At 44.2% G+C, this 26,378-nt stretch carries 23 protein-coding genes; 9 read left to right on the top strand and 14 right to left on the bottom strand.

The features are described from left to right. The 3 genes from cobI to cobM are packed head-to-tail and all read left to right on the top strand — an operon-like array spanning position 1 to position 3,309. Positions 1 to 729, top strand: coding sequence for a precorrin-2 C(20)-methyltransferase (gene cobI / locus ACOQOA_RS11090; protein ID WP_420548694.1), 729 nt, complete (start codon positions 1 to 3; stop codon positions 727 to 729). A gap of 4 nt (positions 730 to 733) precedes the next feature. Continuing rightward, a complete protein-coding gene (cobJ, locus tag ACOQOA_RS11085; protein WP_420548693.1) occupies positions 734 to 2,542 on the top strand; it encodes a precorrin-3B C(17)-methyltransferase in 1,809 nt (602 codons plus the stop codon). Between the two features lie 14 nt (positions 2,543 to 2,556). Then, the gene (cobM, locus tag ACOQOA_RS11080) at positions 2,557 to 3,309 is read left to right on the top strand and encodes a precorrin-4 C(11)-methyltransferase (protein WP_420548692.1); all 753 of its coding nucleotides are present in this window, start codon (positions 2,557 to 2,559) and stop codon (positions 3,307 to 3,309) included. Positions 3,310 to 3,505: 196 nt separating this feature from the next. Here the strand turns inward: cobM and ACOQOA_RS11075 are convergent, their stop codons facing one another. From ACOQOA_RS11075 to cobA, 6 genes are all read right to left on the bottom strand, one after another. Next, on the bottom strand, positions 3,506 to 4,753 hold the full coding sequence (locus tag ACOQOA_RS11075; RefSeq protein ID WP_420548691.1) for a multidrug effflux MFS transporter: 1,248 nt from the start codon (positions 4,751 to 4,753) through the stop codon (positions 3,506 to 3,508). 23 nt (positions 4,754 to 4,776) lie between these two features. After that, positions 4,777 to 6,015: a multidrug effflux MFS transporter gene (locus tag ACOQOA_RS11070; RefSeq protein ID WP_420548690.1), complete on the bottom strand. Its 1,239-nt coding sequence runs from the start codon at positions 6,013 to 6,015 to the stop codon at positions 4,777 to 4,779. Positions 6,016 to 6,022: 7 nt separating this feature from the next. Next, the gene (locus tag ACOQOA_RS11065; RefSeq protein WP_420548689.1) at positions 6,023 to 6,763 is read right to left on the bottom strand and encodes a M48 family metallopeptidase; all 741 of its coding nucleotides are present in this window, start codon (positions 6,761 to 6,763) and stop codon (positions 6,023 to 6,025) included. Between the two features lie 81 nt (positions 6,764 to 6,844). After that, a complete protein-coding gene (locus tag ACOQOA_RS11060) occupies positions 6,845 to 7,342 on the bottom strand; it encodes a YcgN family cysteine cluster protein (protein ID WP_420548688.1) in 498 nt (165 codons plus the stop codon). After that, the gene (locus ACOQOA_RS11055; RefSeq protein WP_420548687.1) at positions 7,339 to 8,679 is read right to left on the bottom strand and encodes a cobyrinate a,c-diamide synthase; all 1,341 of its coding nucleotides are present in this window, start codon (positions 8,677 to 8,679) and stop codon (positions 7,339 to 7,341) included. The genes ACOQOA_RS11060 and ACOQOA_RS11055 overlap by 4 nt, the downstream gene beginning before the upstream one ends. Beyond that, positions 8,679 to 9,500 carry a uroporphyrinogen-III C-methyltransferase gene (gene cobA / locus ACOQOA_RS11050; protein WP_420548686.1) on the bottom strand — a complete coding sequence of 274 codons (822 nt, stop codon included), beginning with the start codon at positions 9,498 to 9,500 and terminating at the stop codon, positions 8,679 to 8,681. The genes ACOQOA_RS11055 and cobA overlap by 1 nt, the downstream gene beginning before the upstream one ends. 136 nt (positions 9,501 to 9,636) lie before the next feature. Between cobA and ACOQOA_RS11045 the strand changes: the two genes are divergently transcribed. Genes ACOQOA_RS11045 through ACOQOA_RS11035 form a run of 3 tightly spaced genes read left to right on the top strand, consistent with a single transcriptional unit; the run spans position 9,637 to position 12,078 of the window. Continuing rightward, a complete protein-coding gene (locus tag ACOQOA_RS11045) occupies positions 9,637 to 10,764 on the top strand; it encodes a cobalt-precorrin-5B (C(1))-methyltransferase (RefSeq protein WP_420548685.1) in 1,128 nt (375 codons plus the stop codon). Continuing rightward, the gene (locus ACOQOA_RS11040; RefSeq protein WP_420548684.1) at positions 10,761 to 11,519 is read left to right on the top strand and encodes a cobalt-precorrin-6A reductase; all 759 of its coding nucleotides are present in this window, start codon (positions 10,761 to 10,763) and stop codon (positions 11,517 to 11,519) included. The genes ACOQOA_RS11045 and ACOQOA_RS11040 overlap by 4 nt, the downstream gene beginning before the upstream one ends. Continuing rightward, positions 11,512 to 12,078: an ankyrin repeat domain-containing protein gene (locus tag ACOQOA_RS11035; protein WP_420548683.1), complete on the top strand. Its 567-nt coding sequence runs from the start codon at positions 11,512 to 11,514 to the stop codon at positions 12,076 to 12,078. The genes ACOQOA_RS11040 and ACOQOA_RS11035 overlap by 8 nt, the downstream gene beginning before the upstream one ends. 4 nt (positions 12,079 to 12,082) lie before the next feature. Here the strand turns inward: ACOQOA_RS11035 and ACOQOA_RS11030 are convergent, their stop codons facing one another. Further along, positions 12,083 to 14,026, bottom strand: a complete 1,944-nt coding sequence (locus tag ACOQOA_RS11030) for a transglycosylase domain-containing protein (RefSeq protein ID WP_420548682.1) — start codon at positions 14,024 to 14,026, stop codon at positions 12,083 to 12,085. Between the two features lie 155 nt (positions 14,027 to 14,181). Here ACOQOA_RS11030 and irrA point away from each other — a divergent pair, with 155 nt between their 5' ends. Both irrA and ACOQOA_RS11020 read left to right on the top strand, forming a co-directional pair. Next, entirely contained in the window at positions 14,182 to 14,601 is a 420-nt protein-coding gene (gene irrA / locus ACOQOA_RS11025; RefSeq protein WP_420548681.1) for an iron response transcriptional regulator IrrA, read from the top strand. A 185-nt stretch (positions 14,602 to 14,786) separates the two neighbouring features. Next, positions 14,787 to 15,206, top strand: coding sequence for a rubrerythrin family protein (locus ACOQOA_RS11020; RefSeq protein ID WP_420548680.1), 420 nt, complete (start codon positions 14,787 to 14,789; stop codon positions 15,204 to 15,206). A 30-nt stretch (positions 15,207 to 15,236) separates the two neighbouring features. On the opposite strand, the gene ACOQOA_RS11015 is transcribed toward ACOQOA_RS11020, so the two are convergent. The 3 genes from ACOQOA_RS11015 to glyA all read right to left on the bottom strand — a co-directional run bounded on the left by ACOQOA_RS11015 (position 15,237) and on the right by glyA (position 21,440). Beyond that, positions 15,237 to 16,127: a diguanylate cyclase gene (locus ACOQOA_RS11015; RefSeq protein ID WP_420548679.1), complete on the bottom strand. Its 891-nt coding sequence runs from the start codon at positions 16,125 to 16,127 to the stop codon at positions 15,237 to 15,239. An 88-nt stretch (positions 16,128 to 16,215) separates the two neighbouring features. Then, a complete protein-coding gene (gene cobN, locus ACOQOA_RS11010) occupies positions 16,216 to 19,986 on the bottom strand; it encodes a cobaltochelatase subunit CobN (RefSeq protein ID WP_420548678.1) in 3,771 nt (1,256 codons plus the stop codon). 191 nt (positions 19,987 to 20,177) lie between these two features. Beyond that, positions 20,178 to 21,440 carry a serine hydroxymethyltransferase gene (gene glyA, locus ACOQOA_RS11005; RefSeq protein ID WP_420548677.1) on the bottom strand — a complete coding sequence of 421 codons (1,263 nt, stop codon included), beginning with the start codon at positions 21,438 to 21,440 and terminating at the stop codon, positions 20,178 to 20,180. 108 nt (positions 21,441 to 21,548) lie between these two features. On the opposite strand from glyA, the gene ACOQOA_RS11000 reads away from it, so the two are divergent. Then, a complete protein-coding gene (locus ACOQOA_RS11000; RefSeq protein ID WP_420548676.1) occupies positions 21,549 to 22,421 on the top strand; it encodes a LysR family transcriptional regulator in 873 nt (290 codons plus the stop codon). A gap of 58 nt (positions 22,422 to 22,479) precedes the next feature. Here ACOQOA_RS11000 and ACOQOA_RS10995 read toward each other — a convergent pair whose 3' ends face one another. The 4 genes from ACOQOA_RS10995 to ACOQOA_RS10980 all read right to left on the bottom strand — a co-directional run bounded on the left by ACOQOA_RS10995 (position 22,480) and on the right by ACOQOA_RS10980 (position 26,297). Then, positions 22,480 to 23,271 carry an enoyl-ACP reductase FabI gene (locus ACOQOA_RS10995; protein ID WP_420548675.1) on the bottom strand — a complete coding sequence of 264 codons (792 nt, stop codon included), beginning with the start codon at positions 23,269 to 23,271 and terminating at the stop codon, positions 22,480 to 22,482. 20 nt (positions 23,272 to 23,291) lie between these two features. After that, positions 23,292 to 24,515, bottom strand: coding sequence for a beta-ketoacyl-ACP synthase I (gene fabB, locus ACOQOA_RS10990; RefSeq protein WP_420548674.1), 1,224 nt, complete (start codon positions 24,513 to 24,515; stop codon positions 23,292 to 23,294). A gap of 192 nt (positions 24,516 to 24,707) precedes the next feature. Further along, entirely contained in the window at positions 24,708 to 25,235 is a 528-nt protein-coding gene (gene fabA, locus ACOQOA_RS10985; RefSeq protein WP_155156267.1) for a bifunctional 3-hydroxydecanoyl-ACP dehydratase/trans-2-decenoyl-ACP isomerase, read from the bottom strand. A gap of 132 nt (positions 25,236 to 25,367) precedes the next feature. Then, positions 25,368 to 26,297, bottom strand: coding sequence for a DMT family transporter (locus tag ACOQOA_RS10980; RefSeq protein WP_420548673.1), 930 nt, complete (start codon positions 26,295 to 26,297; stop codon positions 25,368 to 25,370). Positions 26,298 to 26,378 lie beyond the last annotated feature (81 nt).

The following is a 26,378-nucleotide window of genomic DNA, read 5'->3' as shown; positions in this document are numbered from 1 at the left end:
ATGACAAAAGTGATTAAAAATACGGGTACACTTTTCGGCGTGGGCGTTGGTCCGGGTGATCCTGAACTTATCACCCTAAAAGCTCTACGCGTGATCCGTGAAGTCGATGTTTTGGCTTGGCCCGCCCTTTTAGAAGGGGACAGTTTGGCACGCACAATTGCTGAACCACATCTAGATGGGCATCATCACGAAATTCCCATTCGTATGCCGATGGAAGTTGCCCGTTTTCCGGCACAAAATGTTTATGACAAAGCAGCAGTCGAAATTGCAGAACAATTAAATGCGGGCAAAGATGTGGCTGTTTTGTGTGAAGGTGATCCCTTCTTTTACGGCTCCTTTATGTATTTGTTTGGTCGCCTGGCGGACGAATTTCCGATCCAGGTCATTCCCGGGGTATCCTCATTAATGGCAACCGCGGCCGCAGTTGGCGCGCCACTAGCAAGTCGGAATGATGTGATGACGGTCATTCCCGGACCTGTTGAAGAAGACATAATGAAACGTCGACTGGACCGTGCAGAAGCGGCAGCCATAATGAAAGTTGGGCGTCATCTTCCCAAAATCCGTCGGGTCATTGAAGAATTAGGCCTTACAGATCAAGCTCGCTATATCAGTCATGCGACAATGGACAAGCAAATAGTCGCGCCATTGGCGGAGGTTGAGTTGGAAACAGCCCCATATTTCTCCATGATTTTAATTCATAAACGCGGCGAAGCCTGGAAAGAGGAATAATCTGATGCCTCTGAAACCGACTGCTGCCATCCTTATCCTGACAGATAGCGCCCTGCCTTTGGCAGCAAAGGTGAAATCTGCGCTTGGACAGGCGGAAATTCATGGTTTCAAAAAAAGGATTGAGGAAGGTTGTGATACCTATTTCACAGAAACCATTTCCCATATTCAAAAGCTATATAAATCGGGCCATTCCATTATCGGGATATGCGCATCCGGGATTTTGATCCGTGCCGTTGCACCAACTTTAGGTGATAAGCGTGATGAACCTGCGCTTCTCTCTTTATCTGAAGATGGTCAATTTATTATTCCTCTTCTTGGGGGGCATCATGGCGCAAATCAAATGGCGCGTGATCTGGCAAGCCATCTTAACATTCACGCTGCCGTTACAACTGCGGGCGATTTAAAACTAGGTTTCTCCTTGGATGAACCACCAATTGGATATAAGCTTGAAAATCCTGAAGTAATGAAACCCATCACCGCGGCCCTGTTAGCCGGTGAGAAGGTTCAACTGATTCATGAAGCGGGCGATGAAAGTTGGCCGCCTTCAGAGGTATTTTCCTCATCCGGAGAATATTGCGTTTTCGTAACGGACAAATCCGATCGTGTAAATGACAAAAGCTTGGTCATTCATCCACCGGTTCTTGCTCTTGGTGTTGGTTGTGAGAGAAATGCGCCAGCATCAGGATTAATATCCCATGTAAAGAAACAACTGGATGACGCAAATCTGTCTGCACAAAGTATTGCTGCCATGGGCAGCATTGATATCAAAGTTGATGAAGCAGCCATGAACGGCTTGGCAAAAGAACTTGATATCCCTTTTCGCGTTTTTGAGGCATCGGCTCTCAACAAATATAAGGATCAACTCCAAAACCCATCTGAAATCGTGTTCAAAGAAACAGGATGTTATGGCGTTGCGGAAGGTTCGGCCCTCTCCCTCGCAGGAGATGGTGGTGAATTGATCCTTCCCAAACAAAAAGATCCAAAACATACAATGGCAATTGCCAGAAATAACAAAGGAATTAATTTCATGGATAAAGGTCGCGAGGCTGGAAAACTATATGTCATCGGCATCGGCCCAGGTACAGAAAACTGGCGTACGGCTGAAGCCGTTCATTTACTGCAAGATGCAGAAGAAATCGTTGGTTACCAGCTTTATCTGGATTTATGTGATGACTTGATCGCGGGCAAACCAACTCATAATTCCGAATTGGGTGAAGAAGAAGCCCGTGCCCGCCGTGCATTGGAATTAGCCGCAGAAGGTAAAAAAATCGCATTGGTTTGTTCTGGTGACCCCGGCATCTATGCTTTGGCAACTTTGGTATTTGAATTAATCGATCGCGCAGATGACCGTGCATGGAATGGTGTTGATGTCACAGTGGCACCGGGTATTTCTGCATTCCAAGCAGCGGCTGCACGCATTGGCGCACCGATCAACCACGATTTCTGCACCATCAGCTTGTCCGATCTTCTGACACCACGTGAACATATCTTAAAACGTTTGAATGCGGCAGGTGAAGGCGATTTTGTGATTTCTTTCTATAACCCGCAAAGCCTACGTCGCCGTACATTACTGCCGGAAGCAAAAGAAATTTTGTTAAAGCATCGCCCGGATACAACACCCGTGGTTATTGCACGAAACTTAGGTCGTCCGGATGAAACAGTACGTGTGGTTAAACTTTCGGAGTTTAATCCAGAAGAAGTAGATATGTTGACTTTGGTGATGATCGGTAATTCCGAAACTCGTTTCGTAGAACGTGGCGGCAAGGTATTTGTCTATACGCCGCGCGGCTATGCAAAGAAAATGACTGACTAAGAAGGATAAGACAAATGACTGTACATTTCATTGGTGCCGGACCGGGTGCAGAAGACCTGATCACCGTTCGCGGCCTGAAACTTATCCAAAAATGTAAAACTTGCCTGTATGCAGGGTCACTGGTGCCAGAAGCAATTGTATCTGAAGCACCAGAAGGCGCATTGGTCATGGATACGGCTCCTATGCATCTAGACCAAATCATTGATGAGATCGTAAAAGCCCATGACCGTGGGGAAGATGTTGCCCGTGTTCATTCCGGTGATCCATCCATCTATGGTGCCATTGGTGAGCAAATCCGTCGTTTAAAGACACTAGGTATCCCATATGATATCTGCCCGGGCGTCCCAGCTTTTGCGGCAAGTGCTGCCTTGGTTGAATCTGAATTAACCCTTGCAGGTGTCAGCCAAACAATCATTCTGACACGAACATCTACACGTTCCTCAGAAATGCCTGAAGGTGAAGATTTGGTAACTTTGGGTAAAAGTGGCGCGACATTGGCAGTCCATCTATCCATCACCAATTTGGCAAATGTGGTTAAAGACCTGACCCCGCTTTATGGCGAAGATTGCCCAGTGGTTGTTGTTTATCGTGCCACATGGCCGGACCAAGCGATTATTCGTGGTAATTTGTCTGACATTCGCAAGAAAGTAAAAGCGGCAAAACTAACTCGCACAGCTTTGATCCTAGTGGGACGTGTTTTTGAAAATGAAGATTTTGATGATAGCCATCTTTATCATATCGACCACACACATGTTTTGAGACCGTAATAAATTTCAAATTCATGCATGACATACAAAAAGGGCTGGAAAATTTTCCGGCCCTTTTCTTATAAACGTCTTATGCAATAGCCAGTTTTCACAGTTAAACAGGGGAGGGAGTCATTCAAACTAAACTATCTTAACGGATATATAGGATAACAGATTCAAAATTCAAGTCCTGTGACGGTGATCACTGACTCGTGTTTTAAACGGCTTCCTCAATAATCTTAGCCGCTGGTTCATCAGGCGTACCAGCGTCTTTTAAATCTTCGGCACCACGAATAACCATCCAATAGACAACCATGGTTAACACCCCCATCACAGCAATGGCAAAAGCCATAGGGAATGCGGTTAGATTGAAACTATGCCCTACGGCCAGTCCAACAAATGCGGCACCTGAATATTGCATGAAACCCATCAAACTACTGGCTGCACCTGCCATTTTCGGGAAAGGCCCAACAGCTGAGGCCACAGAATTGGGTAAAACCAATCCCATACCAGCTGCATAAAGCACCATTGGAATTAGGATACTTGCCACCGTTACATATTCAATGAGGACCATGCTCAGCATTACACCACCACCCAGCATTTCAAATAAGGCACCAAGTAAGATCAATTTCCGCATTCCGATTTTTTTGACTGTACGTCCACCAAATTGCGTACCGATCATATACCCCACGACCATACCGGCAAAAACATATCCATATTGATCCGGACTTAAACCAATCACCTCAATAAACACAAATGCGGATCCTGAAATCCAGGCGAATAATCCTGAGTAGGTGAAAAGGCAGGCCAACATAAAGCCCACAAAAGCACGATGAGAGAGCATGAATTTAAAGTTTCTCATCATCCGGCGCGGCTTAATCGCATGGGGATCAATATGTTTATTCGTTTCCCCAAGCAGGAAATAAATCCCAAATAGGCATAATCCGCCAAAGGCTGAAAGCATCACAAAGTTGCCTTGCCAACCAAAATAAACCGTCACGATACCACCAAGGATCGGCCCTGCTGCCGGGGCGATCGCCATAACAGTGCCCATATGTGACATTAACTTTGCAGCATCAACGGGCTGATACACATCGCGGATCACAGCGCGGGCAATGACAATCCCCCCACAGGCACCAACTGCTTGCAAAAGGCGACCCGCAATAAGTTCTTCTATGCTGCCTGCAAAATAGCAAAAAATAGATGCCAAGAAATAGATAAAAGTACTGCCCAGTAAAATCTTACGCCGGCCATATTGATCACTCATGGCGCCTGCAAATAACTGACAAATAGCAAAGGCCACCATATAGACACTTAGGGTCAACTGCACCGTTGGTACATCAGTCTGAAAGCTATCTTGAATATTCGGTAAGGCTGGAAGATATAAGTCTGTGCTAATGGGACCAAGAGCTGTCAACATGGTCAGCAAAAAAGTGACTGCCAAATGAGTAGGGCGAATTGCCATTTCGAAAATCCAAAAAATTAAAATCAGACAGGCTGTTTAGCCGCAATATGTCGATCTGTAAATATGACGTAAAATGCACAGGCAAGCGATGCAAAGGCCAAACCCAGCATAACTTGAGACAAAGGCAAGGCCGTTGCGTCATATACTTTATTCACCAGAACACTCACAATCCCAGCGACGCCCATTTGAAATGCCCCCATCATGGCCGAAGCACTCCCGGCAATTCTGGGGAAAGGTTGCATAGCGGCTGCCATCGTGGTGGGTGCCACAAATCCATTCCCAATTAGATAGATGGAGGCTGGTAAAACCAGATAGATAATCGAAAGTTCAAAACTTAAGGCCCACATCAACAAAGCGCCGCCAATAGATATAATTGGCCCACCTATCATAATCGCCTGATGCCCAATCACTTTCACCATGCGGCCTGACATATAACTACCAAAACCATAAGCTGCCGCCGTAAACATGATAAGCAATCCATATTGATCCGGCGTTAATTTTAATTCTTCCAACATCAGGAACGGACTTAAAGTGGTGTAACTCATCAAACCACCAAATAGCAGACTACTGATCATCACCAACGCCACAAATCTTAAATTGCTCACCACTTGCCAATAGATTTTAGCCAAACGAATTGGGTTAATCGCACCTGATAATTTTTCCGTATTACTTTCCTTTAAATGAAAGAAAGACCAAATAAACATCACGCTTCCCACAACGGCCAAGAAGTAAAAGCAAGCCTGCCAGCTAAACCACACGGTTAACTGCCCGCCAATAATAGGGGCAATTGCAGGGGTTAAAGACAATGCCGTCGCCACAAAAGCAAAAACCCGGATGGCCTGATCTTGATGATATAAATCCCGAACGACAGCACGTGAAATTACAGCCCCGCAACAGGCGCCAATCCCTTGAAAAAGACGTGCAAATTGCAGGGCCTCAATATCTTGCGCCAAGGCACAGATAAAACTGGAAACCGCATAAAAAGCCAAACCGGATAAAAGAACGGGACGACGGCCGAACTGATCACTTAAGGGCCCGTAAACAAGCTGACCAAAGGCGAAGCCAAACAAGAATAAAGATAAAGTAACCTGTACGGAAACCTTATCCACCTGAAAGTCATCCGCAATGCCCAGCATAGCAGGCACATATAAAGTCACCGACAAAACACCCATAGATGTTAAGGCAGTCAAAAGGATACTAAACCAAACCGATGGCGTATGATCGGGATCAGCTTTGATATAATCCTGTTTCGAAATATTCATAATTATCTCAATTAAAAGTCACGGCGTGTAATTTTCCGCCATGTTGATGCAGCCAATCCCGGGACTTTCTCCATTCCGGATCTAATTCTTCGACAATCGCCCAAAAGGCACTTGAATGATTATGTTCCCGGATATGCGCCACTTCATGTGCGACCACATAATCCAAGACATATCTTGGTGCCATAATGAGGCGCCAGGAAAAGTTTAAACTTCCATCTGACGCACAACTTCCCCAACGGCTTTTCGTATCACGAATACTAATACGTCGATGTTGGACACCAAGTTGATCTGTATAATAATCAACTCTTTCTTTGAATCTTTCTTTTGCCTTCTTCTTAAGGAAATCCATGACACGACGTGGCATATGTTCTTCGGGACCACCGACAATCAACAAACTTTCTTCGGTTAACCGGCAAGATCGCCCTGCTTCCGGATCATGCGTGATCTTATATTCAATCCCTTCAACATAAAGTAAGACACCATTATGAACTTCAATAAGCGCTTCCTGTTTAGAAATCTGCGTCTCAATCCATTCATGATACTGATCAACAAATCGCCAAGCCTGACGTTGTGAAACTCCTTTTGGCAAAGTCACCACAACTTCTCGCTCAGCTGTGTCATATTTCAGGATCAAGCGTTTCGCACGCGCATTTACCTTGAAACGTATAATCACTTCTTGCCCATCTTTTAGGGCAAGTCGATCTGTTTCCAGAGATTTCTTGGATGAAGAGCGTAATAATTCAAGCATTGAGGGAGTGTAGGCTGCTTTGATGAAATTCTGAAGTCTTCTTTTTGGCGAAGTAAAATGCCGCTAAAGAAAGAATAAGATTTAATCTTCGAAATCCGGATCGCGATCTTGAAAATTAAATGGCATATTACCTGCCTCCAACCAATGCATCACATGCTCTTCCAAATCTTCGACTTCTTCTTCGCCAACCACTTCATCTTGCACGGAAATGCCTGCTTCATGCACTGTATTTGGATCACCAGAAATCAAAGGATGCCAAGCTGGTAGATCTTCCCCATCCACAATAAGTTTGTAAGCACAAGTTTTCGGCAACCAAGTTAATGTTTCAGCATCTTTGGGGGTCAATTGCACACAATCTGGCACATGATCCAACCGATTAGGATAATGTTTACATTGGCAACTATTCAAATCCAGTAATTTACATGCCACATTGGTAACCGCAATTTCCCCCGTATCAATATCTTCCATTTTATGCAGGCAACATTGACCACAGCCATCACAAAGAGATTCCCATTCTGTCTGGGTCATCTCATAAAGAGACTTGGTTTCCCAAAAAGGAAGTTGTTCTGACTGGCTCACGGTTTCATCCGATCGATCAAGTGAATAAAGGACCCCATCACAGATCCAACACGTAAACCAACGGTGCCCATCGGCGTGTTGGTTGCATCTTTTGTTGAGAAAAGTGTCTCTGCACTCATATCAATTTCATCGGTAGATGCATAGTGAAATTCATGTGCAAGATATACATCGCCCGCTTTGCCTAACGGACAATCATGCTGTAATTCAGCTTTACGATACCCCAAATGAAGTTTGCGTTTCTGGAAGTTGGTTATCACTGGAAGCAGCCCTGCCATATCATGGGCAACACCTTCTTTATCAACAATTTGACGGCCCAGTGTCATATAACCACCGCATTCACCAAAGATAAATTTTTCTTGTTTCGCCGCTTTACGAAGCCCATTTAAAAAGTTTTCATTCGCGGCAAGTTTAGCCGCATGCAATTCAGGATAACCACCAGGTAGATAAACTGCATCCGCCTCCTCATTTGGTACCTCATCCAACAAGGGTGAAAAGAACGATATCTCAGCCCCCATTTTACGCCAGTGGGTTAACATACCCTCATAGCAAAAGGCATAGGCCAGATCACGCGCAACCGCAATATGCTTACCAATGGGTGGGATATAATCTGCTACACCTTCATCATTACGATATTGCAATGATGAAGAAATCGATATTAATTTGTCGATATCACAATATTCAGAAATCCAGTTAGCTGCAATTTGCAGGAAGCCTTCCAGATCAGAATGTTCACCTGCTTGCACCAATCCCAAATGACGTTCCGGCATTTCCAAATCCGGATGGCGTGGCAGATATCCTAATATCGGTAGATCCGGTAAATATTTATCCATGGCTTGCTGGATCAAATCTTTATGGGACAAACTACCAAGATTGTTGAATAAAACCCCACCAATCTGCACATCATCTCTAAGATCGATAAATCCCTTAATTGTGGCAATTGCGGAGGCAGACTGACCTTTTACATCCACGACCAGTAAAACAGGCAGGCCAATTTCGGCTGCAAAATCCGCCGTTGAACCGGTACCGTCTTTTGCGCCATCGAATAATCCCATCACCCCTTCGGTAATAATGATTTCCGGATTATTTTCAGCTAATTGATCCAGAATATTCCGGCGCGTTTCTGGCCGCATCGCCCAAGGGTCAATATTCAAACAATTGTGACCACTCGCGGCCCGATGAAAAGCAGGATCAATATAATCCGGACCGATCTTAGCAGAAGCCACCTTGATATCACGGTTTCTTATCGCACGTAGCAAAGCAAGTGTAATTAAAGTCTTACCGCTACCCGATTTAGGGGCCGCAATTATCAATCCACGACTGTTGGAAAGTTCGGTCATTATTCCGCAGCTTCTGAAGCAGATAATTCTGCAACTTTGCTCATCCAGTTCAACTGTTCACGTAAACCCACAACAGGACCCACACAAACAATTGCAGGTGGTTTAATTTGTTCTGCAGTTTCGACAGCCGTTTCCAGCGTACAGGTAACGACCTTTTGATTTTCGGTAGTCGCTGCCATGATAAAACCAACGGGTTCATCAGAAGGACGCCCAGCTTCGATCAATTTATCGACAATTCGTCCGATATGCTTAATCGCCATATAGAAAATCAGCACGGGTGCACCATTGGCTAATGCTTTCCAATCCATATTGTCGGGCACTTCACCCGTCATGGAATGACCCGTCACGAAAGTCACAGCAGAATTACAATCACGATGCGTGGCAGGGATACCTGCATAAGCCATACCGCCAATACCCGCTGTTATTCCGGGAACGATACGAAATGGAACTTCCGCATCAACAAGGGTTAATGCCTCTTCACCACCACGTCCAAACACAAAAGGATCACCCCCTTTAAGGCGCAATACACGTTTTCCGTCTTTCGCCAGTTCAACCAAACGATCGGAAATATCTTGTTGTTTTGGACTAGGCTTACCGCCACGTTTCCCCGCATAAATACGTTCTGCTTCTGGTTTTGCCATAGACAGAATACGTTCATCAACCAAAGCGTCATAAACAATGACATCTGCTTGGGCCAACGCATTCACACCATGAAGGGTCAACAGCCCCGGATCGCCCGGACCTGCACCAACGAGCCAAACCCAACCGGGCAGAAATTCTGGCAGGTCAGCTGGCGGGGTAATATTCATTGTCAAACTCATGGCGGGCACCATACTCAAATCAGAAAGTTTTGCAACAAATCCTAGCGACTAGAACTAACAACTTTGCGCAAAAATTAGAAATTTTGGCCTCTTTTGCGATGGTCGTTTTCTACAGTTCAGATTAAACTGCATCTTCATGAATGAGTCGAATAAAAATAAACAGCCAAAAGTAGGCCGAAAACCTGATCAACCTTTACGCAAAGGTTGGACGACGGGTAGCTGTGCCGCAGCCGCGTCAAAAGCGGCTTATCTTGGGTTACTTACAGGTATAGTGCCTGATGAAGTTGAAATTCGTCTTCCACGTGGTGAATTACCACGTTTTAAAACTCTCGACCCAATTATTTCAAAAGAATCTGCTACAGTTGCCATCCAGAAAGATGCAGGAGACGATCCAGATATTACGCATGAAGCGATTATTAGCGCCACGATAACAAAAGCCGACGATAATGGTCTCAAATTTTATGCTGGAAAAGGCGTTGGCACAGTAACCTTACCTGGCCTTCCACTTCCTGTCGGTGAACCTGCCATCAACCCAAAACCACGCGAAATTATAGAAAGTAACCTGCAAGAAGTCGCAGACCAACATGACGAGGTCCTTCGATTGAATGTTACAATATCAATCGAAAATGGCGAAGAACTTGCGCAAAAAACATGGAATCCTCGCCTTGGTATTGTTGGCGGGCTTTCTGTTCTAGGAACAACAGGCATTGTGACACCATTTTCATGTTCGGCCTGGATACATTCCATTCATCGAGGCGTCGATGTTGCCCGTGCCAATGGGTTTCATCATGTGGCAGGTACCACGGGTAATATGTCTGAAAACGCTTTGCGTGAAAGTTTTGATCTACCAGATGAAGCCTATTTGGATATGGGGGATTTCGCTGGCGGCATGCTTAAATATATTCGCCGACATCCTGTCGAACGTGTCACCATTTCTGGTGGCTTTGCCAAGATGTTAAAATTGGCGCAAGGCAATATGGATTTACACTCATCCCGATCCCAAGTGAACTTCGAAAAACTTGCAGATATGGTTTTGAAACTTGGGGGAAGCGATGCTCAAATTAATCTGACCAAATCTGCTAATACAGCCAAACAAGTCTTGGAAGCCTGTCCTGACTTACCGCTTGCAAAAACCGTTGCAAAGCAAGCACGGGAAACGGCTCTTGCGACCTTATCAGGCCAAACCAAAGTTGACATTGTTGTGGTTGATCGCATTGGAACAATCCTTGCCCATGAAGGCGCGGAAACGAGTATTTTAGGATGAAGCCGCAAATCTTGATACTTGGGGGAACCACAGAAGCCCGCTTACTCCCTCCTGAAATACCTGACGTCCTTACAAGTAAATACGATATCGTAACAAGTTTTTCAGGCATCACCAAATCACCTAAAATAGAAACAGGCCAAATACGGATTGGTGGTTTTGGAGGCATTAAAGGGTTAAGCAACTACATAACAGCCAATAATGTCTCTGCTATTATTGATGCGACTCACCCCTTTGCCAAAGCTATGCCCAAACATGCATATGAGGCCTCAAAGATCAACCAATGTAAACTTGTTCGATATCTGCGCCCAGAATGGTTCGAAGAAACAGATGATCTATGGATATATGCAGATAGTCTTGATCAAGCGGCAACCCTAATTCCTCAATTGGGAAAGCATGCCTTTCTTGCGTTGGGATCACGTGATTTGGCAGCATTCAAAGATGTCTCTGGGTTAAAACTAACTGCACGTATGATTGAAAAGGCAGCCAAAGAGAATTTGCCAAAAGATTGCCAGATTATTTATGCACGACCACCTTTTCATTTAAATGAAGAAGAAACATTGTTTTCCGAGTTAAAAATAGACATATTGGTCACAAAGAATAGTGGTGCACAGGCTACCAAAGCGAAAATTGAGGCCTGTCGCAACCTTGGAATAAAAGTGTTGATGATTAATCGCCCAGCCCCACAACCTGTGCCAATCATTACATCCCAAGACCAAATGATCCATTGGCTGAAAGAAGAATTACGTCATGATTAAATCGCTTGTTAAGTCCGCTCTGACTTCCTTTATGGCTCTATTTTGCTTTATAAATATTAGCATGGCACAAACCGAGCTATTTGTAGATCACCCGATGATTAAGGGTGCTCTAAATGGCGATTATACGGCGGTTCGCTCTCAACTTCTAAAAGGTGTCGATGCAAATATGACAGGCTCACGCCGTATTACTGTACTCATCGCCGCTGCTCAAAGAGGTTATCCAGATATCGTTGAACTGGCTTTCGAATTCGGTGCCTTTGCCAACCATCCAGACAGTCTTGGTAATTCTGCCCTTTTCTATGCCGTTGATCGTTTGGATTATGATAGCGTACAAGTTTTACTAGATAATGAGGCTGATCCAAATATGGGTAATGCTCAGGGTGAAACACCGCTACTCTGGGCCGCCCGTACCGGGGATATTGAAATATTTCAGATGTTAGTTGATTACGGTGCAGATCCATCTGTTAGAGATTATACTGGTCGAGGTGTCTTGGATTACGCCCGAAACAGCCGTAACACGCGAATGGAAAGTGAATTGATTAATCTAGGTGTCCAATAAATTTTTATCTACTGATTTCACTTTCAAGACGTGACATTACACGTTGCCAATAAATGGCAGGATAGCCACCTCCGGATATATTATCCATCGGGGTGGCTTTATCATTTCCGATCCAAACCCCCATAGCCAATGCTGTATCCGCGGTCGGACTGTCTTTAGCAAACCCAATAAACCAAGCGTCTTTGTTTAATTGTGTCGTACCTGTCTTACCGGAAACATAACTTTGCTCCAGCTGCGCCCGTTTTCCTGTACCATCTGTTACAACATTATGCAGCATTTCGGTCATATCTTCTGCCACATCAGAATCCAGTATCTCACTATCATCTTCAAAATGTTTAAACAGTGTTTCACCATTACCTGCCTTGATTTCCTTAATTCCATGTGGGATTGCCGTAATACCGTTATTGGCAATCACGGCATAAGCACCTGTCATTTCCAATAATGACACTTCTTGTACCCCCAATGGTAAAGACGGATGTTCTTGCATAGGCGCTGTAATGCCCAAACGTCTTGCAACTTGAATAACTTCATGTCGCCCTGCCTTTTCTGCAACAGCAACAGCAGCTTTATTTAAGGAACGACGTAATCCTTCTTCTAAAGAAACTTTATCTCTATTTTCTGCATTAGGATCATTCAATAAAGATTGATCTCTTGGACTCCATCCATCAATCACAATATTAGATATATCAATCTTGTCATCCGGCTGCATACCGTTTTCAAGTCCAGCAAGATATGCAATTGGTTTAAAGACAGAACCAGTTTGACGTTTCGCATGAACCGCACGGTTAAATGGTGATTTTGACCAATTTTTCCCACCTAACATCGCTGTTACAGCGCCGTCCTCTCGCATGATCACAGCAGCGATCTGCTCAGCATTTGCTTTAACTGCTTGATTTAATATTTTCCAAATTTGACTTTCCAGAGCCCTTTGATGGCTTGGTTCAAATGTTGTCTGAATAATCAAGTCATCATCTATTGGACCGATTAAATGAGACACCCGCCCCATCACCCAGTCAGCAAAATAGCGATTATTCTGTCCTGCGCTTCCGCCGACGGTTTTAACTTGTTTACGTTTATGCGCATCAGCTGTGGCTTGCTGCAAGAATTCAGCATTAACCATGAGATCAAGTACCAGATTTGCTCGTTTGGCACTCCTTTCTGCATTCGCACGAGGATTATATGCGCTTGGTGCCTTAGGTAATCCGGCCAAAACGGCACTCTCATACAGAGATAAATTTGAGGCGGGCTTGCCAAAATATCGACGCGCAGCTGCGTCCACCCCGTAAACTCCTGACCCCAGATATACGCGGTTTAAATAAATTGTTAAAATCTCATCTTTGCTAAACGATTTTTCCAACCAAAAAGCAAGAAGCAATTCTTGCACTTTTCTCCGGATTGTTTTCTCACGCGTTAAAAACAGGTTTTTCGCCAGTTGCTGAGTCAAACTTGACCCACCTTGACGATACCCGCCACTCGTTAAATTCACAAATATTGCACGCCCCAAACCAAATATATCGATACCAAAATGATCATAAAATCGACGATCTTCCGTGGCAATGAAAGCTTGAACTAAAGACGGGGGTAATTCATCCAATGTAATTGGCCGACCATGCGTTCCACCTTGTCGGGTCAAGATCGATCCATCAGCGGCTAAAACTGTCATAGAAGGATTACGAGTGATCGCTTGCGTTGCCGTTTCTGGATTTGGAAGATCCCAGGCAAACCACAGCAAAACTCCAGCAAAAGTTACACCACCCCAAATCCCGAATGTTAAAATCCATTTCAACCATTTCCACAAAGGACGCGATGATTTCGTTTGAATCGAGCCCATTTCAGTAGATCGAGAATTATCTTTAGCTGTTGATTTCGCAGCTTTTTTTGCTGCAGTTTTCTTAGCTGCTGTTTTTGATTTTACTTTTTTATTTTTAGGATTTCGTGTATTTACCATAGCATAGATATACGCAGAGTCGGCCTCGTCGCCAAGCCTTGGTATGATTTAGAAATTGACTAAAATTATATGTTCTTCCTTGATATAGATCAATAGTTGCTAATCCAACAAATCTAGGGCTTCCCAAGCAGAATACTTCGCCCTATATAAGGCTCATGCAAAAACAACGTACATATTCAAAATGCCTAGAAAAACTCAACGCGGTGGGTCTTCGCCCAACCAAGCAGCGTTTAGGGTTAGCACGTCTCTTATTTGAACGTCCTTTCGATCATGTGACTGCAGAACAGTTACATAAGGACGCACATGACGCACGTCTGAAAATTTCTTTGGCAACAGTCTATAATACACTGAATCAGTTCAGTGAAGCAGGGCTTGTACGTGAAGTGGTTCTGGAATCAAGCCATTCCTATTTCTGCACAAATCCAACGCCACATCATCACATGTATAATGAAGCAACTGGTGAGATTACAGACATTCCAGTTGATCAAGTCGAAGTTAGTAGACTTCCGGATTTGCCAGATCAACTTTCCATTGCATCAGTTGATGTCGTTATCCGTGTAAATCAAAACGCCTAAACAAACCAAATAAATATTATTTGCTGATCTGACATATACATCGCATAGAACGAATATATGACAAGAATTCTATTCCTGTCATTTCAGGGCTAGCCCTATCGGTTTAAACTGATATAGTCCCCCCACGGATTTATCATATCCACCTTATCACGCGTTATTTACTACTAAAGGATCAGGAGACATTCATGTCGCTTAAAGGTTCTAAAACACTAGAAAATCTTATTAAGTCATTCGCTATCGAGGCACAGGCAAATCGCCGTTATTTATATTTCGCTCAAAAAGCGGATATTGAAGGCTATAATGACATTGCTGCTGTATTTCGCTCTACTGCTGAAGTCGAAACAGCACACGCACACACAATCCTAGAAGCGCTCGAAAAAAATGGCGACCCTGTAACCAATGAACCAATTGGCACAACTGAGGAAAATTTGAAATCCTCTATCAGTGGGGAAACATACGAATATACAGAAATGTATCCCAAAATGGCGGAAGCTGCTCGCAAAGAAGGCTTTAACGAGATTGCCGATCTTTTTGAAAATTTGGCAAAAGCAGAAAAAAACCATGCTGGTCGTTTCCAAAAAGCTTTGGATTCTCTAAATTCCTAAATGCCAGATTAATTGAAAAATCATAAGGAATCAGGCCGCTTTCATTACTTGATTGCGGCCATTTTCTTTGGCTTCGTATAAAGCTTCGTCAGAGCGCCGCATAACATCATCAAGGTTTTCGTTTTCTTGTATGGCCGCGACCCCAACTGAAACTGTCACATTTATAACCTGTCCATCTGATAATTTTATGTCACTATCCGCAATTGATTGACGCAAGCGATCTGCAACAAGGGCTGCCCCTTCTAAATCGGTTTCAGGCAGTGCAATACAAAATTCTTCTCCGCCCAAACGCCCTACATGATCTTCATCACGAACAATTTCCATACATTGTGCTGATAGAAAACGTAAAACATCATCACCACCCGCATGACCATAAGTATCGTTAACATTTTTAAAATGATCTGCATCTAACATGATAACAGACATAGGATGATCATAACGTTGTGACCGATGCACTTCACTTTCAGACGCCTCTAAAAAAGCACGTCTTGTCATCACATTGGTTAATACATCTGTATTGGCAAGCGCATGAAGTTTCGCCGTCATTTCTTTCATGGCAAGCAGGTTTTTAACCCGCACCATTAATTCTGTAGGATCCACAGGTTTTCGCAAGAAATCATTGGCCCCTACTTCAAATGCATCGCGCAAGAAATGCTTCTCTTCACTACTGGTTACCATGATCACTGGTAAGTCATCAGAAGTTTTATGTTCACGCAGCTTTTCGATCACATGAAGACCATCAAGTTCTGGCATTTGATAATCAACCAAAACCAAATCGACAGTGGGTTCATTAATACAATAGTCCAATCCTTCTAAAGGATTGGTGAAGATGATCGGGTTAACACCTTCTACTTCTTTTAGGAATTCGGACACAAGGCGAGCAATGATACTTGTATCATCCATCACTACAACATTGTTCATACGCCAACTCCGTCACGCCTAGAAAATTCTCTGCATAGAAATACTATAACAAGATTATAGGATCGGCTATACCCCGGATAGTAATTTTTTATGAAACAGTTGTTTCGGTTGTTTCTTTTGCAATTAATTCTTCTAACAGGCCAAAAACATCATTACGACGTGTTTGCCATAAACCTCGATCTAGCGCCTCTTGAAGACGCTCTAACATTTCCTTTAGCGCTTGTGGATTATGTTTTTTTAAGAAATCTAGAACCTTTTCATCTTTCAAATAAGCGTCAACGACAGCATCGAAATGGTGATTTTCCACACATTTGGCCGTTGCTGCAAAAGCAAACATATAGTCAACTGTCGCTGCCATTTCAAAGGCACCCTTATATCCATGACGCATAACGCCTTCAATCCATTTCGGGTTCACAACACGTGCCCGAACTACACGGCCTATTTCGTCTTGAAGCGTACGAATTTTCGGACTTTCTGGACGACTATGATCGTTATGATAAACAGTTGGTTGATCACCGGATAACATACGAACAGCTGCCGTCATCCCGCCTTCAAATTGATAATAATCATCAGAATCCAACAAATCATGTTCACGGTTATCTTGGTTATGAAGAACTGCTTCCACCTGACTTAGTCGACGTTCAAACAGGTTATGCGCCGCGCGACCTTCAGCCCCGGCCCCATAAGCATACCCACCCCATGCTACATAGGCGCGGGCCAGATCATCTTCACTCTCCCAACCTTTCTCATCAATCAATGCTTGAAGACCAGCACCATATGCACCCGGCTTAGAACCAAATACCCGCGCACCTGCCTGTTTCTCAGCAAGAGTTTCATCCATACCCTGTGCTGACAATTCAGCTTTTTCTCGAATTAGATTTGCAGCTAGTGGGTTATCAATTTCAGATTCATCAAGCTTTGCCACAGCACGGGATGCACTATCCACCAAATCTATTAATCCCGGGAATGCATCTCGGAAGAAACCAGAAATTCGTAAAGTCACATCCACACGTGGACGATCCAACAAATCCAATGGCATGATTTCAAAACCAGTTACACGACGCGACGCACTATCCCATGTTGGACGCACACCCATCAACGCCAAGGCTTGGGCGATATCATCACCACCTGTACGCATATTGGATGTGCCCCAAGCCGATAACGCCAATCGTTTTGGATAAGATCCGTGATCTTGGGCATAACGTTCCACCAACATCTGTGCGGATTTCCAACCCAAAGTCCACGCTGCAGGGGTTGGAACTGTACGTGTATCAACAGAATAGAAATTACGACCAGTCGGTAAGACATCAGGACGTCCACGTGTTGGCGCTCCACTGCTACCTGGTTGCACAAATCTTCCATCAAGACCAGTCAGCAATCCTTGGATCTCAGCCTTGCCGCAAGATTCTAGCATTGGGCGTAACACGTCACGGATCTCCGCGATCACAGCTTCACTATGCGCACCTGCCGCTTCCACCTCTCCCAAAACCAACTGACGGCTAAATTCTTCCATCCGTTCAATAGTATCACCGTTACTTCGCCAACTACCCTCAACAATATCTGTCAGAATATCTGGTTTCGGACCAATCCAATCCGCACGCATATCACAATCAAGTGCATCAAATTCAATTGGGAAATCCCAATCTTTTGCTAATGCCCGTAATAAAGAGGCATCGCCTCCCTCACCTTGATTTCGCTGTACACGTACCAAGGCCACCAATAAATCTGTCAATTGATCGCCAGTTGGTGACAGACCAAAGATATGTAAACCATCGCGAATTTGCATTTCTTTCAATTCGCATAAATAGTTATCCAATTGGGCCAAAGCATCATCTTCATTATCAGACTTTTCAATGCCGGCATCTTTATCCAAACCTGTGACACGGGTCAGTTCCAAAATCTCACGTTTCAATACTTTCAAGCGCCGTGGATCAACACCTGCAGCCTCAAAATATTCATCCACCAACAGTTCCAGATCCTTTAATGGACCATAACTTTCCGCACGGGTCAGCGGCGGGGTCAGATGGTCAATGATAACCGCTTGGGCGCGACGTTTTGCTTGGGTACCTTCGCCCGGGTCATTGACAATAAAAGGATAGAGATGCGGCAATGGACCAAAAACAGCTTCAGGGTAACATTCCTCGCTTAAAGCCACAGACTTACCCGGCAACCATTCCATATTCCCATGTTTGCCCATATGGATCACGGCATGGGCTTTATAGCTTTCACGTAACCATGCATAAAAGGCAATATAACCATGTGGCGGCACCAAATCAGGACTATGATAAGTTTCAACCGGATTGATGTTATAGCCACGGGCAGGTTGTAGACCTACGACGATTTTACCAAGTTTAAAGATGGAAAGCGCAAATTCACCTGCATGATCCCCATCAGACAGATAGAAAGGATCTGTTTCCGGCGCGCCCCAGCGTTCTAGAACAGTTTCTTTTATTGATTTCGGTAACGTATCAAAAAATTGATTATAAGCCTCTAAACTTAGTGTCTCGCGAATTTCACGGCCATCATTACCTGCATTCGTCGGACCATCGGATAGATGATTTAAAAGCGCATCCCCGTCAGCAAAAGGAACAGATATATCATAACCTTCGCCTTCCAGAGATTTCAAAACTTCCATCGCACCATTTGGTGTATCCAGACCAACACCATTTCCCAAACGCCCATCCCGATTTGGATAATTGGCGAAAATCAAAGCAATATTTCTATCTTTTGCCTCTGTATGACGAAGAGATAACCAATTCGACGCCAAATTCGCAACGAAATCGCAACGATCCTTTACAGGTTGATATTCAACCAAATCCGCTTGGATAGTTTCATCGCGTTGCGCAAGTCCTTTAAAGGACACCGCGCGACTTAACAAACGCCCGTCAACTTCCGGCAAGGCCACATTCATGGCAATATCACGCGCTGATAAGCCATTGGTATTCTCTCGCCAGATTTCTTCATTCCCGCCAGAGAAAATCACCTGTAAGACGGGACAATCCAGACTATCAAATGGTGTTGCTGTACGCGCTGCCCCCGGAGAACTTAGTGCAAAAGAAGTGGCATTTAGCACAATACCGGTATTGGCTTCTTCCATTAATTCGGTCAGCAAAGCCGCACATACTGGATCTTTTAAACTTGCCGCATAAAGAGGTAATGCATTCACACCTGCCGCATCCAAAGACGCAATCAACTGATCCAACATACGTGTATTAGCCGCCTGATAAAGTGCGCGATAGAAAGTAATCGCCGCAACAGGGCGACCCTCTTTCCATGGGAGATCGGAAATGTTTGGTTGCGTTAATTCGGGCCAGTAAATACCAGCACGTAATAACGGCGCAGGCTCAATCCATTCAGCTTCATTTCCCAACAAACTGGAAGCATAGCGCAAGAAGTTGGTTGCGTTTTCCACGCCACCTTGCACACAATATTGCCATAGACGATGGCTTTCTTCTTGGCCTAAGGACGATAAACCAGCCAATTCTGCATCGGGATTATCATCCCCTGGTAACCATGCAAGGGGGATATTCTTAGCACGACAAATGGCAGTGAGTTGTTCAACCCCATATTCCCAATAACCTCGCCCACCAAGCAAACGCCCAACAACCAATTTCGCATTCGAAATGATTTCTTCAGCATAAAGATCAACGGAATAGTTATGTCCAAGATGAAGCAGATTGGCAACGCGCACGGAAGGTGTATTTTCATCTTCTTGTAAACGAATAGCTTGTGCTTTGGCAAAGCAGGATACTTCCGTATCAGCGGCGGTCAAAATAACGATATCACCCGGGGTTTGACCTAGGTCGATTGCTTCTGAACCGTCGTCTACGGCACCAGGTGTGGCTGCTAAAAGATGCATGGATCCCGTCCTTATCCAAAAGGCGTTTTTATTCTTTAAAATAGCCTTCCTTTTGCCTGTTTCTGTGGCTTTTGGTCAAGCATGAAAACGACAGATTTCCAGATAAATGCACGTTTACCATTAAAAAAGGGAGAGCGGTCAAACCACTCTCCCTCTGATCTAGAGAAACCCCAACTGCTGAGCCAGTTGTTCTAGATCGGAAATGCATCACAAATTTCTTGTATTTTCTTTCGTGACGCATCCAACACACTTTCCAAATCATCATTGGCAAGCGCGTGAATAATATCAGCCACAACAACACCTAAGCTGGCAAACTCATATTCCGTAATTCCACGGGTTGTTGCTGCGGATACCCCAAGACGCAAACCGACCCAATCTTGTGGATTAGCTACATCAAATGGAATCGGGTTCTTATTAGCGGTGATATTCACCTTTGCCAAGGCCGCTTCAACTTCACGCCCCTTAAGACCATATTTTTTCAAATCAAGTAAAACGATATGCGTATCTGTCCCACCGGATACCAGATCAATATCCCGGCATCTCAGCGTCGTTGCCAGTAAAGCTGCATTGCGTTTCACTTGCGCTGCATATGCTTTAAAATCATCCCGTAAGGCTTCTCCTAAACAAACTGCTTTTGCTGCGATGACTTGCGAATGAATGCTGCCTTGAACACCGGGGAATACGGCTGATTGTAATTTCTTTGCCCATTTATCATCCCGACAAAGGATCAAGCCGCCGCGAGGGCCACGTAAGGTTTTGGTGGTGGTGCAGGTCACAAAATCCGCGTGAGGTAATGGAGATGGGTGAACTCCACCAGCCACCAATCCGGCGAAATGTGCCATATCCACATGGAAAAGGGCATCTACCTTTTTCGCAATGTCGGACATGCGCACAAAATCAATCTCTCTTGGATAAGCAGATCCGCCAGCAATCAATAGTTTAGGGCGAATTTCAATTGCCAGCTTTTCCACTTGATCATAATCGATGAGAGCTGTTTCCGGATTAACTGTATAATGATGTGCTTCAAACCAACGGCCGGACAAGTTAGCGCCAAGGCCATGACTAAGATGTCCACCAGCAGCTAAATCCAGACTTAAAACCTTGTCGCCCGGTTTTAACACAGCATAAAAAATGGCAAGATTGGCCTGACTTCCAGAATGCGGTTGCACATTTACGTAAGCGGCACCGAATAAATCTTTTGCGCGATCAATAGCAGCCTGCTCAACTGTATCTACATTCTCACCACCGCCATGAAAACGTGCGCCGGGATAACCTTCCAGGGTTTTATTGGTCATTTCATGCCCTAAAGCTTCTAAAACAGCCGGGCTAACAATATTTTCAGAAGCAATCAGTTCAATCGTATTTTGTTGACGATCTTTCTCAGCTGTCATAGCAGCTGCAATCAATGGATCGGTCTTTGCCAAGACATCTTTATTAGGAAGTTGATAATTCATTTTTTCCACCTTGGTATGTATTTCTTTGCTAGGTGAATTGTCTCTCAAACTTCCAGTTTCGCGCAAATCAGAATTGCTTTTTACTAGGCGTAGATTTACTATGTCTTTATGCCTGTAGAACCACCACGCCCCAAAGGGCCGCCCCTGAATGCTTTACGTGCCTTTGAATCAGCTGCACGCCTTGGCAGTTTCAAACTAGCTGCGGAAGAACTTTGCGTCACCGCTGGTGCAGTGGCACAACATATTAAGGCATTAGAGGAATGGACGACAGCCCCTCTATTCATTCGGCATGCACAGGGGGTAGAATTAACAGAATTAGGCAACGATATTTTGCCTAAATTCATCACGGCTTTTGATCATTTGGGAGAAGCCATTCATTCATTGAAATCATGGGCAAAGCCGGATCAAATCCGTATTGCGGCTTTACCCTCTATTGCACAATTATGGCTCACACCACGTCTGCCTAAAATCCGACGTGAAATGGCGGATATTCAGATATCCGTAACTGCCTTGGAAACCGCCCCTAATTTAACACGTGAATCTTTTGATATCAGTATCTTCTATGGCATCCCGCAAGCCCATCAAATAAGTTTAGGCCAAGATTTTATCTTACCTCTTTGCAATGAGGAAATTGCTTCAAAAATCAACGCTCCTGCTGATCTCATTCAATTTCCCTTACTGCACGACCAAGCTTGGCAAGACGATTGGCAGAAATGGATATTAAGATTTGCACCGGACCTATCAAACAAGATCGCGGGTCCGTCTTATTCACTTTATAGCTTGGCTGTTGAAGAAACCCTACATGGCGCAGGCATCTTAATGGGACGCCAATCGCTCTTGGCTCATCACATCGCCAATAATAATTTGATTGCGCCCTTAAATGACAAGCTTGAATGTATGGATCAGTTAATTATTGAAATTGCCCAACCTGTGGCGGAACAGGAAAACATCCGCAAGCTCATTGATCTTCTGACACAATAGAAAAGCAGCCGTCCAAATTCATAAACGGCTGCTTAATTAATCATTACAGATAACTGGTTTACTGCGGCACAGCCATACCGATTACGTGGTAACCGCTGTCAACATGGTGAACTTCACCTGTGACACCCGCCCCTAAATCAGACATCAGATAAACGGCAGCACCACCAACATCTTCCAATGTGATGTTGCGACGCATTGGCGCGTTATCTGCTTGCCAGTTATAAACGAAACGTGCACCGGAAATTGCTGAGCCAGCCAAGGTACGCATTGGCCCTGCGGAAATCGCATTCACACGGATACCATTCTGACCTAAATCTTGCGCCAAGTAGCGAACAGATGCTTCAAGCGCTGCTTTCGCCACACCCATCACATTGTAAGATGGCATCACACGTTCCGCACCGGAGTAAGACAAGGTTACCAAGCTACCACCATTTTTCATCAATGGCTCAGCTGCTGCTGCAACCGCTGTGAAGCTGTAGCAAGAAATATCCATAGTTTGGGCGAAATTGGCACGTGTTGTTTCCACATAACGGCCTTTCAACTCATTCTTGTCAGAATAAGCAATCGCATGAACAACGAAGTCAATGCTGTCCCATTTTTCACCAATTGACGTGAAAGCACGCTGAATATCTTCGTCATTTTCCACATCACATGGAATACAGAAATCTGAACCAACAGATTCTGCCAATGGGCGTACACGTTTTTCCATGCTATCGCCCTGATATGTGAATGCCAGTTCTGCGCCATGTTCAGCACAAAGTTTTGCGATACCCCAAGCGATGGAATGGTCATTCGCCACCCCCATAATCACGCCGCGTTTACCGCTCATAACACCTTTATTTTCAGACATATTCTTTTCCCCTTAAAAGCTTAGTCTGTGTAACGTTGCATTGCTAATGTGCAATTTGTCCCGCCAAAGCCGAAGCTGTTGGAAAGAGCAACGTCGATATCAACATCATCGATACGGGATGTGGCAATGTTCATGCCTTCTGCTTCCGGATCAAGATTTTCAATGTTAATAGATTCAGCAATGAAGCGTTCTTTCATCATCAATAACGAATAGATTGCTTCTTGTGCACCTGTCGCGCCCAAAGAATGGCCTGTTAAGGATTTGGTAGATCCAATCACTGGCATTGTTTCAGCGCCACCGAATACTTCGCGAACCGCACCTAATTCTTTGGTATCACCAACTGGTGTGGATGTACCATGTGCATTGATATAGGAAACTGTGCCATTCACTGTGGAAAGTGCTTGGTTCATACAACGAACCGCACCTTCACCAGATGGTGCGACCATATCGTAACCATCAGATGTTGCGCCATAACCAACCAATTCAGCGTAAATTTTCGCACCACGTGCTTTCGCATGTTCCAATTCTTCAAGAACCAGAACCGCTGCGCCACCGGCGATAACAAAACCATCACGTGCCGCATCATAAGCGCGGGACGCTTTAGATGGATTATCATTATATTTAGAACTTAGGGCACCCATCGCATCAAACACAACGGTCAATGTCCAGTCTAATTCTTCGCCACCGCCAGCAAAGACAATATCTTGTTTACCCCATTGGATTTGCTCCATACCGCTGCCGATACAATGTGCAGATGTAGAGCAAGCAGAACTGATAGAGTAGTTCACACCTTTAATCTTGAACGGGGTCGCCAATGTCGCAGAGTTTGTGGAAGACATAATACGCGGTACCATGAATGGACCCACACGTTTCGCAGATTTCTCACGCGCTGTATCCCATGACCAAAGCATATTTTTAGTAGATGGACCACCAGAACCCATAATCAAACCAGTGCGCTCATTAGACACATCATTTTCTTCGAGGCCAGCATCGTCGATTGCCTGTTCCATGGCAATATAGTTCCAAGCCGCACCGTCACCCATAAAGCGCATCAATTTCTTATCAATATGCTCTGTCGGATCAAGATTAACTGCACCATGAACATGACTACGGAAACCACGCTCTGCATAATCTTCGCAATGAACAATACCTGACTTACCTTCTTTCAAGGATGCCAGAACTTCTTCTTGATTATTTCCGATGCTGGAAACGATACCGATACCGGTAACAACGACACGACGCATGGGGAGACCCCTTTTCTATGCTAATTGTATATTTAACAAAATGTACCAAACTGAATTCAGAAATATAGAGGAAATTTGCTACATTTATTTTATTTCATAACGATCAAGAAAAATTTAATATTCTCGATCAGATTATAAAGTGAAAGCTTGCCCATGAATATAACAGACAAGCTTTCATAAATCTTTATATAGTTAGGCTTCTTGAGGAATAAAGAGCCCAACCTTCATATCTGTAACTTCACAAGCTGTTTTACCATCAACTTTCATGATGCCATCAGCGACGCCCATGATTAATTTACGCATAATCACGCGCTTCATGGTGATTTCATAAGTTACTTTTTTGGCTGTAGGTAGGACCATATCGGACAATTTAACTTCACCAACACCCAATGCGCGACCTTTACCTTTGCCACCCATCCAACCGAGGAAGAAGCCTGTCAATTGCCACATTGCATCTAGACCTAAACAACCTGGCATCACAGGGTCGCCACGGAAATGGCAATCAAAGAACCAAAGATCAGGTTTAATATCCAATTCAGCCAAAATATGGCCTTTTCCATGCTCACCACCATCTTTGGTGATACTTGTGATACGGTCCATCATCAACATATTTGGCAAAGGCAACAATGCGTTACCAGGACCAAACAATTTGCCATGACCACAATCGATTAAATCGTCATAGGAAAAGCTATTCCGGTGGGTAAGATTATCTTCGCTCAAGATACTGCTCCGACTTTTTCATATTTTTCTACCCTCCTATTACACCAAGCCCTCACGGAAAACAATGCGCAAGAAAGCAGAAATAGCTGTAAAAAAGCCTTTAAAGTGAAAGATTTTTCATATTTTACAAAATTAAGGCAAATCTGTCACAGGTGGTGTAATTGTCTTTGCCTTTTTCTTTTCGCGATACAGAATATACATGCCACAAGAAACAATAATGGCAGCCCCCCACCAGACATGCATTTCTGGTAAATCTCCCCAGAAAACAAAACCAAAAAGAACCGCCCAAATAAGTGTCGAATATTCAAATGGTGTGACTGTTGCCATTTCACCTATGGCAAAAGCTTTGGTTAAAAATATATGCCCGACCATCGCCAATAGGGCCATCGCGACAAACATCCATAAATCTTCCAGCGGAATAGGCACCCATTGGAAGGGCATAAAGGCAGAAGCAATAACCAAAATTCCTAAATTGAAATAAAAAACAATACAGAAGGAAGATTCCGTATCACTCATCCAACGGACCATAAGCCCGATAATAGAATAAGCAAAACACCCAACGAGTGCCCAAATCGCGGCAGATTGGAAAGTTGTACTGCCAGGCTGCACAATGATAATCACACCAACAAAACCTATGACAATGGATATCCAGCGCTGAAAACCTACTTTCTCTTTAAATAACGGCACAGATAAAGCTGTCATAATAAATGGTGAAGCAAAAAACAGAACCGTGACATCCGCCAATGGCATTTCACCTAAAGCCGTAAAGAAAAAGAATGGTGCACAAAATCCAATCACAGCGCGGAAGATATGAACTTTCCACCGCTTGGTTTTAATATTTTTGAGATTATTGCGCTGTCCCAGAGCCCATAAAAACAAAATAGGCACAATAATCCAGCTTCTCACAGCCAAAGTTTGCGCAACAGGGTATTGAGCCTCAACCATTGTCTTTGCAACAGCATCCATAGCACTTAATAAAGCCATACCAATCATAAGATAGACAATTGCTACCAAATTATTAGTTTCACGTGTAGTTGCATCCACTTGCAAGCCGACAGCCATAATCACACCCCGCACCCTATATTTAACATAAAGCTATTTATTTGTTCTTAATCTATATAGGGTTTAATAAGAAAAGATAGT

This window comes from Curvivirga sp., from assembly GCF_965219885.1.
Taxonomy (GTDB): domain Bacteria; phylum Pseudomonadota; class Alphaproteobacteria; order UBA8366; family Aestuariispiraceae; genus Curvivirga.
Note: the sequence above shows the minus strand (reverse complement) of the source record. Positions and strands in the feature narration are given on the sequence as shown.

Coding starts and splice junctions, on each gene's coding strand:
- ACOQOA_RS11030 (WP_420548682.1), bottom strand. CDS start 14,026: ATGGTAAATACACGAAATCCTAAAAATAAAAAAGTAAAATCAAAAACA.
- ACOQOA_RS11020 (WP_420548680.1), top strand. CDS start 14,787: ATGTCGCTTAAAGGTTCTAAAACACTAGAAAATCTTATTAAGTCATTC.
- ACOQOA_RS10995 (WP_420548675.1), bottom strand. CDS start 23,271: ATGTCTGAAAATAAAGGTGTTATGAGCGGTAAACGCGGCGTGATTATG.
- cobI (WP_420548694.1), top strand. CDS start 1: ATGACAAAAGTGATTAAAAATACGGGTACACTTTTCGGCGTGGGCGTT.
- ACOQOA_RS11055 (WP_420548687.1), bottom strand. CDS start 8,679: ATGACCGAACTTTCCAACAGTCGTGGATTGATAATTGCGGCCCCTAAA.
- ACOQOA_RS11000 (WP_420548676.1), top strand. CDS start 21,549: ATGCCTGTAGAACCACCACGCCCCAAAGGGCCGCCCCTGAATGCTTTA.
- ACOQOA_RS10980 (WP_420548673.1), bottom strand. CDS start 26,297: ATGGCTGTCGGCTTGCAAGTGGATGCAACTACACGTGAAACTAATAAT.
- ACOQOA_RS11065 (WP_420548689.1), bottom strand. CDS start 6,763: ATGCTTGAATTATTACGCTCTTCATCCAAGAAATCTCTGGAAACAGAT.
- ACOQOA_RS11035 (WP_420548683.1), top strand. CDS start 11,512: ATGATTAAATCGCTTGTTAAGTCCGCTCTGACTTCCTTTATGGCTCTA.
- ACOQOA_RS11075 (WP_420548691.1), bottom strand. CDS start 4,753: ATGGCAATTCGCCCTACTCATTTGGCAGTCACTTTTTTGCTGACCATG.
- ACOQOA_RS11045 (WP_420548685.1), top strand. CDS start 9,637: ATGAATGAGTCGAATAAAAATAAACAGCCAAAAGTAGGCCGAAAACCT.
- glyA (WP_420548677.1), bottom strand. CDS start 21,440: ATGAATTATCAACTTCCTAATAAAGATGTCTTGGCAAAGACCGATCCA.
- cobJ (WP_420548693.1), top strand. CDS start 734: ATGCCTCTGAAACCGACTGCTGCCATCCTTATCCTGACAGATAGCGCC.
- cobN (WP_420548678.1), bottom strand. CDS start 19,986: ATGCATCTTTTAGCAGCCACACCTGGTGCCGTAGACGACGGTTCAGAA.
- irrA (WP_420548681.1), top strand. CDS start 14,182: ATGCAAAAACAACGTACATATTCAAAATGCCTAGAAAAACTCAACGCG.
- cobA (WP_420548686.1), bottom strand. CDS start 9,500: ATGAGTTTGACAATGAATATTACCCCGCCAGCTGACCTGCCAGAATTT.
- cobM (WP_420548692.1), top strand. CDS start 2,557: ATGACTGTACATTTCATTGGTGCCGGACCGGGTGCAGAAGACCTGATC.
- ACOQOA_RS11015 (WP_420548679.1), bottom strand. CDS start 16,127: ATGAACAATGTTGTAGTGATGGATGATACAAGTATCATTGCTCGCCTT.
- ACOQOA_RS11070 (WP_420548690.1), bottom strand. CDS start 6,015: ATGAATATTTCGAAACAGGATTATATCAAAGCTGATCCCGATCATACG.
- ACOQOA_RS11040 (WP_420548684.1), top strand. CDS start 10,761: ATGAAGCCGCAAATCTTGATACTTGGGGGAACCACAGAAGCCCGCTTA.
- fabB (WP_420548674.1), bottom strand. CDS start 24,515: ATGCGTCGTGTCGTTGTTACCGGTATCGGTATCGTTTCCAGCATCGGA.